Raw genomic sequence first — 14966 nt, 5'->3', positions numbered from 1 at the left:
TAATGCGTAAAGTTACTAGTATCGCTACAGTGTTATTACTTTCAGTCTGTGGAAGTGCATTGCTGTCTAACTCTGTAGTTGCTGCTGAAAAGTGTGAAATTGACACCCGTCAATCTCGTGCTGTGGGCGATAGCGCTGCAAAAAAAGTTCAAAAATCTTTTAAAGCGTATACAGAAGGTAATTTAGACGAAGCAATTGCAATTTTGCTTGAAGCTAATGCTAGAAACGATTTCGACAAAGCGTATGTCGATCGTATGTTAGGTAACTTCTATGCTGAAAAAGGTCAGATGAAAACAGCTATCAAGTTTTTAAAGACTGCTGTAGATGCTGACATTCTTGGTGGTACCGATCATGCTGCAACAATGCGTTTGTATGCTGATTTGTTACTACAAGAAAAAAAGTTTAAAGAAGCAATTCCATATTATTATAAGTGGATGGACTTTACCTGTAACTCTGATGCGCAAATGTATCGCAGAATTGGTATTGCCCACACTGAGTTAAAAGAATGGAATAAAGTGCTTCAAGTTGCTGATAAGGGATTATCTTTATCTGAAACACCTGATAAAGGTCTGTATCAGATGAAGTTAACTGCTTACTTTAACCAGAAAAAGTACAATGAAGCCGTAAAAGTATTAGAAACTATGGTGCCGTTGTTCCAAGACGATAAACGTCTCTGGGTTCAGTTGGCTCAATTTTACTTGATGACTGAAAACTATGATAAATCACTCGCTACATACGATTTGGCATACAAGAATGGCTTTTTAGAGACAGACAGTAACATTACTCGTTTGACTCAATTGTTAGCTCAAAAAGGCGCGCCTTATAAAGCTGCTACGATTTTTGAAAAGCACATGAAGTCAGGCCTTATTGCTGAAAACGAGAAGAGTTTTTCAACACTTGCTGGTTTTTATCATAATGCTAAAGAGTTAAAAGAAGCCGCTTACTATTATGGTAAAGCAGCTGCTGTTAACAACGAGGGTGATTTGTTTTTAAAACAAGGTCGCATCCTTTCTTTAGACCAAAAGTATCTAGATGCCATTCCTGTGCTTAAAAAAGCACTTGATGCAGGCATTGATAATCCTGGCGAAGCTCAATTTGAGTTAGCTTTATCATACTTAAGCCTTAAAAAGTACAAGTCTGCTTATCAGCGTGCACTACTTGCCGCAAAAGATGAAAAGACTGAACGTAGTGCTAAGAGCTATATTTCTTACATCAAAGAAAAAGCCCGTATTCACAACGTAACACTTTAATCTAAGCTTGATTTAAAAAGCCCCTTTTAGGGGCTTTTTTATTAGCTAGTAAAAATAATAGAGTCATTTTTTTGGCCCGCTTATTTTATTGTGTGAATAGGTTGAATATTACAGCGTGAAATCTACCGAGTGACGTTAGGGTACTATTAATTGTTAGTTTGTGTGTTTTTTGTTGAAGTTTTGTTTCTTGTAAAGCTAGCCAAAGATACAATGGTTGTAACTTGTCGATTTTAAGACTTTTTCATTTAGATTGAATCGCTGCAATGGGATAAATCAGACCACTAATATTAAGCCTTTGACTCTATTAGGGTAACAAGGCGTGAGTTAATTTGTGTTAAGGAATAATAATAATGAATAAAACATTGTTGGCGTTAACGGTGTCCTTACTATTGGCCACTCAAGGTTGTTCAGAAGGCTCGACGGTTTCTTCTACGTCTGAAAAGACCTCAGAGTCTAGCGCCGCCGTTATGCCTCAATCTGCTTCAGAGCAGTATTTAGCGATGGTTGATGATTTTTTTAATGCTCAGTTAAAGCTTGAACCCATTTATGCCACCTTTGTTGGGGTTAACGATTATAATGACCAATTTGGTGGTGCATTAACTGAAGAGTACTTAGCGGCCCGTCATGACTTGAATAGTCATTACTTTAGCCAAGCTAAAACCATTGATGTTGAGAAGCTTCCTGCTTCACTTAAATTGAGTTACGACATGTTCATTTATGATCGTAACATGGCGCTTATAGGCGAAACCTATCCAGAGTATTTCTTACCTATTAATCAGTTTTCTAGCACAGTATTTACCATGGTGCAGCTGGGAAGCGGTGAGAGTGCTCAACCATTTAAGACTGTTAAAGATTACCAGAATTGGTTATTACGATTACGGGGTTTTATTAACTGGACTAAGCTTGCACAGCAGCGGATGGATGAAGGTATTGCCAGTAAAGTGGTACTACCTCGAGTGCTTGTCGAACGTATTATTCCTCAGTTAGATGCCCAACTTGTTGCAGATGCAGAAAGTAGCTTTTTTTATTCGCCAATAACGTTGCTACCTGACGATTTTACAAACGCACAAAAATCAGCATTAACTATCGAATATACACAACTTATCAATACTGAGTTATTACCTGCATTGACTCAGTTACGTGATTATGTGAAGAATGTCTATTTGCCGAAATCTCGTGCTTCAGATGGTTGGTGGGGATTGCCAAATGGTAAAGACTGGTATCAACATTTAGCCAATAGCCACACCACAACAACCCTATCCGTGGATGAGATCCACCAAATAGGTTTGTCTGAAGTGGCTCGTATTTTAACTGAAATGGACAAAGTAAGAGAGCAAGTTGGTTTTAATGGCGATTTAAGTGCTTTTTTTGCTTCTTTATCGTCAGAACAAAAGTATTTTTTTAGTGATAAACAAGATCTTATTGATGGTTATATGACGATTAAAGATCATATTAATCAGGTTTTACCACAGTATTTCAATGTGATGCCCAAAGCGGATTATATTGTAAAACCTGTGGAAAGTTTCCGCGAAAAATCTGCCGCTGGTGCATCATATGAATCACCTGCAGTGGATGGCTCTCGCCCGGGGACTTTTTATATCAATACCTACAACTTAAAAGCACAACCTAAATGGGGTATGACAACCCTTTCTTTGCATGAAGCAGCACCTGGTCATCATTTTCAGATTTCGATTAAGCAAGAGTTAACCGACGTTCCACAATTTCAACGTTTCCAGGGTTATACCGCATTTGAAGAAGGCTGGGCACTGTATGCAGAATACTTAGGTGTTGAGATGGGCGTATTTAGCGATCCATATCAGTACTTTGGTAAATTATCAGATGAAATGTTACGGGCAATGCGATTAGTGGTTGATACGGGGCTTCATGCAAAAGGTTGGAGTCGTGAGCAAGCAATTCAATATATGAAGGACAATTCGCCTATGGCGGAGTCGGATATCATTGCTGAAGTGGAGCGTTACATGGCTATTCCTGGTCAAGCTTTGTCATATAAAGTGGGCCAACTGACTATTTTAAGATTACGTGCCGATGCAGAAAAAGCCCTTGGTGACAAATTTGATCTTAAAGGTTTTCATGACCAATTGTTAACATCAGGATCATTACCGATGGCCGTGATGGAAAACAAAATTGCCGATTGGATTAAAGCTGAATCAGCAAAATAAATGACGAACAGATGTGGTGACTTAATTATGTCATCACCTTGTCGTTATGTTAGTGTTATTTTTATTTAATATTACATTTTTAGGAGCGATATTATGGTACAAGCAACGGCTAGACACCTACTCGTAAGCACCCAAGATCAATGCGAATCACTCAAGCAACAGATCGAAGCTGGTGCAGACTTTGCCGAGATTGCTAAGGCAAACTCTTCTTGTCCATCTGGGGCGCAAGGTGGTGATTTAGGTTCTTTTGGTCCTGGAATGATGGTTAAAGAATTTGATGAAGTGGTGTTTAGCGCGCCATTAAATACGGTTCAAGGTCCGGTAAAAACTCAATTTGGTTTTCATTTACTTGAAGTCACTAGCCGCAGCTAGCGCGTAGTGATTATGTGATATCGAATGGCAGCCTAGGCTGCCATTTTTATTAATGAACTAAGAGAGGATGTATGCAAATAAATCTTTATAGTGAGCGCTTGAAATTGCGACATTTACAAAGTAAAGATTGGGAGCATTTTTTACGCTTACATCGTGATAAGGGTATCAATCAACATATCCGAAGTATTGAATCTGAATCGGAAATTGTTGCTAAATTTGAGCAGCGCAAAGCGATATGGCAATTTGGATCTGGAGACTGGTTATCTCTCGTTATTGAACGGATCGACACCAATGAATTTGTGGGACTTATTGGTTTTAGATGCGACGATGCAGAATTAAGACGCGCCGAAGTAGGCTACCTTGTAGCACCAGAACAGCAAGGTTTAGGGTTTGCAAGTGAAAGCCTGCAAGCCTTAACGGATTGGGGGGCGTTACAATTTAGTATGCATAAATACATTGGTATTTGTGCTCAAGAAAATACCGCATCACGTAAGGTATTAGAGAAGGTTGGTTTTATTCTTGAGGGAACATTAAGACAGAATAGCTGCATTGATGGAATATGGTCAGATGACTGCTGCATGGGATTACTGACAGCACAAAGAGAGTAGCCCTTTTTTCTCATTCTGGCTTGCAAGTTAAAATAAAATCTTCGTTGTACTATATTCTAACGGGCATTTGTCACATAATGCGTAATACAACTGAAAACAATTCTCGTTAACAAGTGAAACTTTGATCTAGATTTGAGTTTAACTGTTTCAGTTCATATAAAATTTTAACGTTATTAATGTAGTTGAAGGTAGTGTTACATGAAGCTGAGTGAACTTAAGCCTGGTGATCAGGCGATTATCTCTGAAATCGGTCAATTAACGTTACCGCAAACTGTCAAACGTAAATTGTTATCTATGGGCATTACACCCAACACTCGTTTTCATTTTATACGTCGAGCCCCTATGGGCTCGGGTGTTGAGTTAGATTTACGTGGCAGTAAATTATGTATGCGTTGTGATTTAGCCGATATTATCGAGGTAGTTCTAAAAAATGACTAAACAATTTCACTGTGTCACCGTGGGTAACCCCAATGCAGGTAAATCGACTCTTTTTAATGCACTTACAGGTGCAAGCCAGCAGGTTGGCAATTGGTCGGGTGTAACCGTAGAAAAGAAAACCGGTAAGCTTAGTTACTCTGGTACTGATGTTTTTCTTACCGATTTACCGGGCATATATGATTTATTACCCGCAGGTAATAGCTGCGATTGTTCATTAGATGAACAAATCGCCCAGGCCTATCTTTCAAATCAACAAGTGGACGCCATTATCAACTTAGTTGATGCCACAAACGTTGAGCGTCATCTGTATTTAACCACCCAATTACGTGAGTTAGGTATTCCGGTTATTGTTGTCATTAACAAAATTGACGCAGCTAAAAAGCTGGGGATCAATATTAATGCAGATGACATGTCGGCACGACTTGGTTGTCCAGTCGTCGCAATTTGCTCACGTAAGCAAGCCGATGTTGAACAGCTACAGACTGAGTTATTGGCATTATTGAAAAAAGGCGACACAACATCATCGTTATTATTGCAGTACCATGCTGATATCGAGGCAAGTGTCACAGCTTTACAGAAGCAAAATGACAGCCAAGGTCTTGTTGAGTTAAGCCGCGGACAAGCCCTTGCTATTTTAGCCAACAGTCATGGAAATGGCTGTGGTACCAGTGAAACGCAATTACACGACACGGTACAACAATGTACCCAGCGGGTAGAGCAAGCTGGTGAAGATATTGATATTATGATCGCGACGACACGTTACGATTTTGTGCAACAGGTGTTTGAAGCTTCAGTCAGTCAAGGTACACACGTTAGTGCCACTGATAGACTCGACAAGGTGGTGTTGCACCCCGTTTTGGGCATCCCAATCTTCTTGTTTGTTATGTATCTGATGTTTTTATTCAGTATTAACGTGGGTAATGCATTTATTGACTTGTTTGATATTACCGCGGGTGCCATTTTTGTTGATCATTTTGGGGCTTTGCTGTCGTCAATGGGCTCACCTGATTGGCTAGTGACGATTTTAGCTGGCGGTGTTGGCCAAGGTATTCAAACGGTCGCGACGTTTATACCGGTTATTGCAGCGTTATTTTTAGCCCTCTCGGTACTTGAAGGCTCTGGTTACATGGCTCGTGCAGCTTTTGTCGTTGATGGTTTAATGCGCCGTATTGGTTTGCCGGGCAAAGCCTTTGTGCCGATGATTGTTGGTTTTGGCTGTTCCGTTCCTGCCATTATGGCAACGAGAACCTTAGGCAGTGAGCGTGAGCGGATCGTGACAGGTATGATGGCACCGTTTATGTCTTGTAGTGCTCGCTTGCCTGTTTATGCGTTATTCGCTGCCGCATTCTTTCCACAGTCGGGTCAAAACTTGGTGTTTTTACTTTACATCATTGGTATTTTTGCTGCGATTGGTACTGGTTTATTACTGCGTAAAACGGTATTGCCAGGTACAAGCAGTGCCGTTGTTATGGAGCTACCAAGTTACGAAATGCCTAAATCTAAAGCGGTGTTCTCTCGCACAACTAAGCGAACTAAAAGCTTTATTATGGGCGCGGGTAAAACCATCATTATTGTGGTGACGCTGCTTAACTTTGTTAATGCTATTGGTACTGATGGCTCTTTTGGGCATGAAGATAGTAAAGAATCATTACTCAGTGCTGCGAGTCAACAAATCACACCCTTTTTTAGTCCAATGGGGATTGAGCAAGATAACTGGGCGGCAACAGTGGGTATTATTACCGGCATTTTTGCTAAAGAAGCTGTAGTTGGGACGTTAAATAGTTTATACAGCACCGTCGATGGTGATGACGTAGAACTTGTGTCTATTTGGGATAGCGTCAAAATAGGCTTAGCCACCGTTCCGGCAAATTTATTAGGCATAGAGCCAGGTGACCCATTATCAATTGCAATAGCGGGTATTACTGATTTAGATGAAGCTGCGATGGCATTGTCTGTTGATTCCTCCACATTCAGTGCGCTTCAAACAGGCTTTAAAAGTCAGATAGCGGCATTTTCATACTTGTTATTCATCTTGCTTTATACGCCTTGTGTGGCCGCTATGGGGGCCTTGGTTCATGAGTTTGGTGCTAAATGGGCTCGTTTTGCTGCAATTTGGACGTTTTCACTCGCCTATGGTTCGGCGACCGTGGTTTACCAAGGCGCGACCTTTACTCAACATCCGTTGCAGTCTGCCAGTTGGATCGGTTTCTTTGTTGTGGCATTGATTGGGTTTTATCTCTGGTTAAATAAAAAAGGCAGAAAAGCCCAACAAATTATTCCTGGAATACGCATTATCACGGAATAGTTAACCTTAATCCTGTTTGATTTAAACAATAAACCCAGCTTTGCTGGGTTTATTTGCTTTATAAGGTTAACTTTTTCGATCCTAGTAGTTGTAACTACTTAAGTTCTGTAGGATCATCTATTTTTATTCATATTGCCATTGTGCGCCAAGAGGAATTCCATGAGTCATGTGGACACCGAAGTACGTCCAAGTAACTTCATTCGTAATATCATAGACGAAGACCTAAAAAGCGGTAAGCATAGCCAAGTACATACTCGTTTCCCACCAGAGCCTAACGGGTATTTACATATTGGCCATGCTAAATCTATTTGCTTAAATTTTGGTATTGCCAAAGATTATCAAGGTCAGTGTAACTTACGTTTTGATGATACAAATCCTGAAAAAGAAGACATCAATTATGTTAATTCTATTCAGGAAGACGTGCGCTGGTTGGGCTTTGAATGGTCTGGCGATATCCGTTATTCATCGAATTATTTTGAGCAGTTACACCAGTATGCTGTTGAGTTAATTAATAAAGGGCTTGCTTACGTTTGTTTTTTAAATGGTGAGCAAACAAGAGAATACCGGGGTTCATTAAAAGAACCGGGTAAAAACAGTCCTTATCGTGATACCAGTATTGAAGAAAACCTCACGCTGTTTGAAAAAATGCGCAAAGGTGAATTCAAAGAAGGCGAATGTGCACTGCGCGCCAAAATCGATATGGCATCGCCTTTTATGTGTATGCGTGATCCTATTATTTACCGTATACGTTTTGCCCATCATCATCAAACGGGGGATAAATGGTGCATTTATCCTATGTACGATTTTACCCATTGTGTTTCAGATGCGATTGAAAATATTACTCATTCAATTTGTACGTTAGAGTTTCAAGATAATCGTCGTTTATACGATTGGGTCTTGGATCATTTAGACGATTTTAACATCCCGGATCGTACGCGTCAGTATGAGTTTTCGCGTTTGAATCTTGAATATACTCTGATGTCTAAGCGTAAGTTGAATGATCTAGTCGTACGTAAACTCGTCACCGGTTGGGATGACCCAAGAATGCCAACGATTGCGGGCTTGCGTCGTCGTGGTTATACGGCTGCATCTATTCGTGAGTTTTGCTCACGTATTGGCGTCACCAAGCAAGATAATTTGGTTGAAGTAGGCATGTTAGATGCCTGTATCCGTGAAGAGCTTAATGAGCATGCTCCTCGAGCAATGGCAGTGTTAAGACCGATAAAAGTCGTCATTGAAAACTATTCTAATACTGAAACCGAAACCATTATGGCTGCTGCTCATCCAAACAATGAAACCATGGGAACTCGTGAGCTGACATTTGGGCGTGAGCTATTTATTGACGTCGCAGATTTTAAAGAAGAGGCAAATAAGCATTTTAAACGACTGGTTTTAGGTAAAGAAGTCCGTTTACGTAATGCTTATATTATCAAAGCAGATCGGTGTGATAAAGACGCTGATGGTAATATCACAACGGTTTATTGTACCTATGATGCAGATACTTTAGGCAAAAATCCTGCTGACGGTCGTAAAGTAAAAGGGGTTATTCATTGGGTTGAGGCATCAACAGCGAAACCTGCTGAGTTTCGTTTGTATGAACGTCTATTTACCAATGTAAATCCTGCGGCTTTTGAAACGGTCGATGAAGTCCTTAACCCCAATTCACTCACTGTGGTCAAGGGACTGGTTGAACCTAGTTTGGTCAATGCATCGGCTGAAAAAACCTACCAGTTTGAACGTGAAGGTTATTTCTGTGCTGACAGTAAAGATTCTAGCGCTGAACATTTAGTGTTTAACTTAACCGTACCGTTACGAGATACTTTTGCGTAATCAAGGTAAATAGTAAAAAAAGGCGCTGAATGCGCCTTTTTTATATCATTTTTTCAATAATCAATAATCAATAATCAATAATCAATAATCAACAATCAACAATCAACAATCAACAATCAATAATCAATAACTCATATAAGTTACCAATAAATTATTGCATCATTGGGCCTAAGCCAATACTCCATAAAATCACACTACTTGCCATCAGTGCGACTAATAACACCAGACCAGCGGTCACTACTGAGCTTGCGTAAATAAAGCCTTTTTCTTCAGGGATATTCATAATAATAGGAACACCTGCATACAGAAGATAAACCGAATAGGATAAGCCAATTAGTCCGATGACCATAATGAACCATAGTACAGGGTAGAGTGCGGCTAGACCGACCATAAACAGGGGCGTCGCAGTATAGGACGCTAATTCAAGAGCTTGTGTATAGGTTGGATCTGCATCAAACGTCCTACCCATCCAAAAGGCTAAATAAGCAAGCGCCAAAACGCCAATAATTAAACCAAAATACATCGCAATTGACATCAGTAGTGCGCTTTGTGATGTAAGAAATAACGGTTCTCCAACGCCAGGATTCCAACCAATGTGTGCCGTTGCAAAATAAGCACAAATTGCCGGGATAAGTGCGATAAGCAGTATATGGCTCAAACTGCTTTTTAGCGCTTCATGATTTTTTTCAATTTTTTGCCACTCTTGTTTCGGATGAGTGTACAGTCCCATTAAGTGATTCAATACCATTATAGTTATCCTTGTTTAGCATTTTTTGACCTAGTTCGCCAAACAACGACGAACTGACTACAGCTCTTTACCCACCGCCTTAATCAGTCCACATCTACTTATCAACAGGCGTTATTGTGTTGGCATCACACTGAGATGGTTCCATTGCCAACATCTATGTTGTTAAGTTATGACTCTATCCCAATGTAGAGTCATCATTTAAGGTGATCGATTGCATCTGTTACAAAATCGTTAAAATAAGCTGCTTAGCTTATTTATTAAACATAAATAGACTTTCGTCAAGTGGTATTACGTTTTTGACTTCAGAAAAGATCGTTATATAGGTAAAATAACCTTAGTTTTTTTGAAAGGATTATCCATCTTATGCAGCAATTACTGGTCCCTATTTATGACTTTCTAGGTTGTGAGACCCCAAACAGTTGGCTTGAACAAGCAAAACAACCTGAACAATTAACGCCACTGTTGATCGACCATTGCAACTGCGAGCTTAAGGCTGCTCAAACGGCTATTTTAATGATCCGCAAATATGCGATTGATAAAAGTAGTTCATATCTATTAAAGGCTTGGGCAAAACCTTATGAGGATTTTATCTATCAACCAGACCGTAATGTGCAAGCATTTTTGGCTCGTGATAGTAAAAAAAATGATATCACCAGTGAATTAGTCGCCAACAAAGACTTAACCAATAGTGCTGACTTAATGAGTAAAATGGTGCGCCTTACCAAAGAAGAGTTTCATCATTTTGAACAAGTCCTGCAAATTATGTCTGCACGCGGTATTGACTACCGTAATATTCGCGCAGGCCGTTATGCCAAACAATTAATTTCTCATGTCCGAACTCATGAGCCTGAGACCATGATTGATAAGTTGATTATTGGTGCGTTTATTGAGGCACGTTCGTGTGAGCGATTTGCCAAGCTTGCGCCGCACTTAGATGATGACTTGGCTAAGTTTTACACTTCATTACTTCGTTCAGAAGCTCGGCATTATCAGGATTATTTAGCTCTTGCTGAGGTTGTAGCAGGTAAAGATATTAGTGAACGAATTAATTATTTTCGAGAAAAAGAAATGCAGTTAATTTTGTCAGTAGATACAGAGTTTCGTTTCCACAGTGGAATACCGCCTCAATAATCAATAATGGCGCTATATAAACCAAGACTCACAGTTGATATCAATTCTGATACCTTCAAGTGAGCCTAGTTTGTTGCGGAAAAGGGTAATGTTACTAACTCACAACCTTTATCACTGACATTTAGCACGCTGCCTTGAGTATACCAATCACCGACCACCACACGTTGTTCTTGAGCTGTGAGCTGATGAATCGCGGGCCGATGTGTATGACCATGGATCATTCGTTGGCAGCCAGTACTTGCTAGTAGTGCTGTGACCGCGCTTGGCTCAACATCCATAATTTCGTGGTGTTTGTGCTGATTGTCTTGCACACTTGTTTGACGAATTTTAGCGGCAATGTTTAAGCGGGTCTTTTTAGGTAAGTGGGCGTAAACCCAGCGAACAAGTCCAAAACTTCGAAAGCGTCTGAATCGCTGATAAGCAATATCAAGTGTACAAAGGCTATCACCATGCAAAATCACGGTGTTAACACCGTACAAGTTGATACAATACACCTCAGGCAATATTTTCATACCTGCGCGTTGGCAAAATTGTTTGCCAACCATAAAATCACGGTTACCATGAATAAAGTACACTGGTAGGGTGTCTGATACCGTTTTGATTGCCTCCGCGATGGCAACACTAAAGGGTTCTGCAATATCATCACCCATCCACACTTCGAATAGATCGCCGATGATATAAAGCGCTTCAGTATTGTCTAAACCATGGTTTAGAAAATACACAAAGGCTTGAGTAATATCGGGGCGATCAACACTCAAGTGCAAATCGCCCACAAAGATTGTTTTTTTCACAATTACGCTTTAACGCTAACGCTTTTGATCACAATGGCTTCTAATGGCACATCTTGATGCATGCCATTGTTACCGGTTGCAACATTCTTGATTTTTTCAATAATATCTAAGCCTTCAACGACTTCACCAAAGACACAGTAACCCCAGCCTTGAGAGGTTTCTGATTTAAAATCAAGGAAGGTATTATCATTTACGTTAAAGAAAAATTGTGCCGTTGCTGAATGCGGATCAGACGTTCTCGCCATTGCAACTGTGCCTTTACGGTTAGATAAGCCATTGTTAGCTTCGTTTTTGATTGATGCTTTAACACTTTTTTGGCTCATCTCTTCAGTGAAACCACCACCTTGGACCATAAAACCGTCAATAACACGGTGGAAAATCGTACCGTCAAAAAAGCCATCTTCAACATACTGCATAAAGTTAGCGGCAGTGATAGGCGCTTTTTCTGCATTTAGTTGCAAAGTAATATCGCCGAAATTGGTATGTAAAGTAATCATGTTATCTCACTTGAAAAAATTGATTTGCGCGATTCTAACTTATCTTAAGTGCCGCTTAAAGTGCATTGTTCAAAACAGGTGACATCATGGTAGAATCTGAATTAATATTTCCCGTTATAAATTAGTGTAAAAGAGACCATTCGATGTTAAAGATTTACAATAGTATTAGCCGTGATAAACAAGAATTTATACCAATAAATCCAGGTAAAATCGGAATGTACGTCTGTGGCGTGACCATTTACGATTTATGTCATATTGGTCATGGGCGTACCTTTGTTTCGTTTGACATGATAGTACGTTATTTACGTTACCTAGGTTATGAGGTGAATTTTCAGCGTAATATTACCGATGTTGATGATAAAATCATCAAACGGGCAGCTGAAAACAATGAATCTTGTGAGTCACTTACTGAGCGCTTGATTGCCGAAATGCATAAAGATTTTGACGCATTAAATATGATGCGACCTGATTTTGAGCCTCGGGCAACGTTACATATTGAAGAAATTATCGATATGGTTGAGCGTTTACTGGACCGAAAACATGCCTATGTCGCCAGTAATGGCGATGTCTTATTTAGTGTTGCCTCGTTTCCTGAGTATGGCCAGTTGTCAGGTCAAAACCTTGATCAACTTCAAGCGGGTGCTCGAGTTGAAATTGATAATGCCAAACATAATCCGATGGATTTTGTGTTATGGAAAATGTCAAAACCCGGTGAGCCGACATGGGAATCACCTTGGGGACCTGGTCGTCCTGGTTGGCATATTGAATGTTCAGCTATGAACAGTAAACATTTGGGCTCACATTTTGATATTCATGGTGGCGGCTCTGATTTACAGTTTCCTCATCATGAAAATGAAATTGCTCAGTCTTGCTGTGCCCACGATACGCCTTATGTAAATTATTGGATCCACACCGGAATGGTGATGGTTGACCGTGAAAAAATGTCTAAATCATTAGACAACTTTTTTACCATTCGTGATGTGCTTAAGCATTATGATCCTGAAACGGTACGTTACTTTTTATTATCCGGTCATTATCGCAGCCAGTTAAATTATTCTGAAGATAATTTAAAGCAAGCTCGTTCAGCATTAGAGCGTTTATACACGGCGATTAAAGACTTAGACTTAACCGTCGACGCAGCTCCTGCTGAAGCGTTTGTGGCCAAGTTCAAGTTGGCAATGGATGATGACTTTAATACGCCTGAAGCGTATTCGGTTTTATTTGAGATGGTACGTGAAATTAACCGTCTTAAAATAACCGATATGACTGCCGCCTCTGCATTAGGTGTGCGTTTGAAGCAATTAGCGGATGTGCTGGGAATTATCAGCCAAACACCAGATGCTTTCTTTAAAGGTGAGGGCAGTGATGATGAAGTGGCAGAAATTGAAGCGCTTATTGTCGAGCGTAACCGCGCCCGCACCGAAAAAGATTGGCCCGCAGCTGATGTCGCCCGCGATCGCCTCAATCAACTAGGTGTGATCTTAGAAGACGGACCAAGCGGCACCACATGGCGTAAAAAGTAAGTCTGACATTGAAATGATCCTTTAGCCTGCATTTATGCGGGCTTTTTTATTGCTTCGTGTTGACCTTGTTTTACCAGTTCATCTAAGCAATCTAATGCATTGGTTGAATGTTGCCAAAATGTATTAGTTAATACTTGTCTTGTTTGTGGACTACAAAACGCTTGTCTTGATGAGTCGGCTACATTTAATGAGGGTTCAGCATTGGTGGCCATGTGTTTGAGCATATTTTGCAACTCGGCAAAGTTATAAACACTGGGCCCAGCAGCAGGAAGTTTCGCTACATAAGAATATTCACTTCTGCATTCGCTGTGATAGTGCGCCTTATCAAATGGAAAAAAAGCGATATCGCATTTGTATTGTAATGCATCAATGTAAATCGATGAGTAGTCAGTGATCAGTAAATCTATTTTGTTGATAATACCGTATATGTCGTCCCATTCGGTAATATTGATGATATTAGGGTATTGATCCAGTTCAGCCGCAAAATGCGCTTCATTTGGATGTAATCGCAGTAATAGTATTTGGTTTTGATCGATCAATTGTGTTGACAAGGCTTTAAAATTAATGGCCTCAGCATAAATGTTATTATTGTCATTGGTTAAGCTTGAATCACGCCATGACGGCGCGTAAAGAATAACGTGTTTAACCTCTTGATTAGTAAATGGTGTTTGATGATTATTGATTTGATAATAACGATGATAATCGGTACGAGGATTACCACAACAGAGAAACTGCTCGTCTGTCATTTTAAAGCCAGTGCGAAAAAGCCCTTTCACCGTATCACTGGCAGCAAGCATGAAATCGGGTTTGACGTACTGTTGATGATACAAGGCTTTAGCATTTAATTTTTGCGCCCATGTCGATGGATGATAAACCGAGTGTAACGGTCCATTACTGATATCAAATTCGATTTGTTTTAATGGTGAACCATGCCATAAATTAATTTTAATAGCACCCTTAGCAAAGTACTGATTAATATCACCAATATAACTATTATAAATATAGTATTTAGCCGTTAATGCATGAAAAACGCCCATTAAAGACCAACGATAATAAGCTAAATAGCCTTGTTGTGTTAACTGCTTAATGAGTGCTTTATCACCCGATATCCAAATCGCGGTAATGGTTTGTTGTCTTTGCCAATGGAGAAACAAGTATTTGCTATTATCTGCAAACTTGTTTTTATAGCAGCCCATGACCGCTTTATGTTGCTTCGGTATCAAACCTGACAAACAATAAAGCGTTTGAGTGATGAGTAATCTAATACATTGATTAACATAGCTAAATAACATG

13 protein-coding genes are annotated in these 14966 nt (G+C 39.9%); 9 read left to right on the top strand and 4 right to left on the bottom strand.

Annotated features, from left to right (window positions below):
- Nucleotides 1-2 precede the first annotated feature (2 nt).
- The 7 genes from AAEZ00_RS11205 (at nucleotide 3) to glnS (ending at nucleotide 8983) form a co-directional block, all read left to right on the top strand.
- The gene (locus AAEZ00_RS11205) at nucleotides 3-1250 is read left to right on the top strand and encodes a tetratricopeptide repeat protein (RefSeq protein WP_101030296.1); all 1248 of its coding nucleotides are present in this window, start codon (nucleotides 3-5) and stop codon (nucleotides 1248-1250) included.
- A gap of 350 nt (nucleotides 1251-1600) precedes the next feature.
- Nucleotides 1601-3430 carry a DUF885 domain-containing protein gene (locus tag AAEZ00_RS11200; protein WP_351088640.1) on the top strand — a complete coding sequence of 610 codons (1830 nt, stop codon included), beginning with the start codon at nucleotides 1601-1603 and terminating at the stop codon, nucleotides 3428-3430.
- Nucleotides 3431-3523: 93 nt separating this feature from the next.
- Nucleotides 3524-3802 (top strand): peptidylprolyl isomerase, encoded by a 279-nt coding sequence (locus tag AAEZ00_RS11195; protein ID WP_101030298.1) that lies wholly within the window; start codon nucleotides 3524-3526, stop codon nucleotides 3800-3802.
- A gap of 71 nt (nucleotides 3803-3873) precedes the next feature.
- Complete coding sequence (locus AAEZ00_RS11190; protein WP_101030299.1) at nucleotides 3874-4410, top strand: GNAT family N-acetyltransferase; 537 nt, start codon at nucleotides 3874-3876, stop codon at nucleotides 4408-4410.
- A 198-nt stretch (nucleotides 4411-4608) separates the two neighbouring features.
- Entirely contained in the window at nucleotides 4609-4848 is a 240-nt protein-coding gene (locus tag AAEZ00_RS11185) for a FeoA family protein (protein WP_011638067.1), read from the top strand.
- Nucleotides 4841-7153, top strand: a complete 2313-nt coding sequence (gene feoB / locus AAEZ00_RS11180) for a Fe(2+) transporter permease subunit FeoB (RefSeq protein ID WP_351088639.1) — start codon at nucleotides 4841-4843, stop codon at nucleotides 7151-7153. The genes AAEZ00_RS11185 and feoB overlap by 8 nt, the downstream gene beginning before the upstream one ends.
- 159 nt (nucleotides 7154-7312) lie before the next feature.
- Nucleotides 7313-8983 carry a glutamine--tRNA ligase gene (glnS, locus tag AAEZ00_RS11175; protein WP_351088638.1) on the top strand — a complete coding sequence of 557 codons (1671 nt, stop codon included), beginning with the start codon at nucleotides 7313-7315 and terminating at the stop codon, nucleotides 8981-8983.
- Nucleotides 8984-9134: 151 nt separating this feature from the next.
- Here glnS and AAEZ00_RS11170 read toward each other — a convergent pair whose 3' ends face one another.
- Nucleotides 9135-9731: a Yip1 family protein gene (locus AAEZ00_RS11170; RefSeq protein ID WP_101030302.1), complete on the bottom strand. Its 597-nt coding sequence runs from the start codon at nucleotides 9729-9731 to the stop codon at nucleotides 9135-9137.
- 363 nt (nucleotides 9732-10094) lie between these two features.
- Between AAEZ00_RS11170 and miaE the strand changes: the two genes are divergently transcribed.
- Nucleotides 10095-10862, top strand: coding sequence for a tRNA isopentenyl-2-thiomethyl-A-37 hydroxylase MiaE (miaE, locus tag AAEZ00_RS11165; protein ID WP_351074837.1), 768 nt, complete (start codon nucleotides 10095-10097; stop codon nucleotides 10860-10862).
- 65 nt (nucleotides 10863-10927) lie between these two features.
- Here the strand turns inward: miaE and AAEZ00_RS11160 are convergent, their stop codons facing one another.
- Nucleotides 10928-11653 carry a UDP-2,3-diacylglucosamine diphosphatase gene (locus tag AAEZ00_RS11160; protein WP_101030304.1) on the bottom strand — a complete coding sequence of 242 codons (726 nt, stop codon included), beginning with the start codon at nucleotides 11651-11653 and terminating at the stop codon, nucleotides 10928-10930.
- Nucleotides 11654-11655: 2 nt separating this feature from the next.
- Nucleotides 11656-12150 carry a peptidylprolyl isomerase gene (locus tag AAEZ00_RS11155; protein WP_101030305.1) on the bottom strand — a complete coding sequence of 165 codons (495 nt, stop codon included), beginning with the start codon at nucleotides 12148-12150 and terminating at the stop codon, nucleotides 11656-11658.
- Nucleotides 12151-12293: 143 nt separating this feature from the next.
- Here AAEZ00_RS11155 and cysS point away from each other — a divergent pair, with 143 nt between their 5' ends.
- Nucleotides 12294-13673: a cysteine--tRNA ligase gene (gene cysS / locus AAEZ00_RS11150; protein WP_351074834.1), complete on the top strand. Its 1380-nt coding sequence runs from the start codon at nucleotides 12294-12296 to the stop codon at nucleotides 13671-13673.
- Nucleotides 13674-13705: 32 nt separating this feature from the next.
- Here cysS and AAEZ00_RS11145 read toward each other — a convergent pair whose 3' ends face one another.
- Complete coding sequence (locus AAEZ00_RS11145) at nucleotides 13706-14965, bottom strand: CDP-glycerol glycerophosphotransferase family protein (RefSeq protein ID WP_351074832.1); 1260 nt, start codon at nucleotides 14963-14965, stop codon at nucleotides 13706-13708.
- Between the last annotated feature and the right edge of the window lies 1 nt (nucleotide 14966).

It is taken from the genome of Shewanella sp. S1-49-MNA-CIBAN-0167 (assembly GCF_040310145.1).
Classification (GTDB): domain Bacteria; phylum Pseudomonadota; class Gammaproteobacteria; order Enterobacterales; family Shewanellaceae; genus Shewanella; species Shewanella psychromarinicola.
Note: the sequence above shows the minus strand (reverse complement) of the source record. Positions and strands in the feature narration are given on the sequence as shown.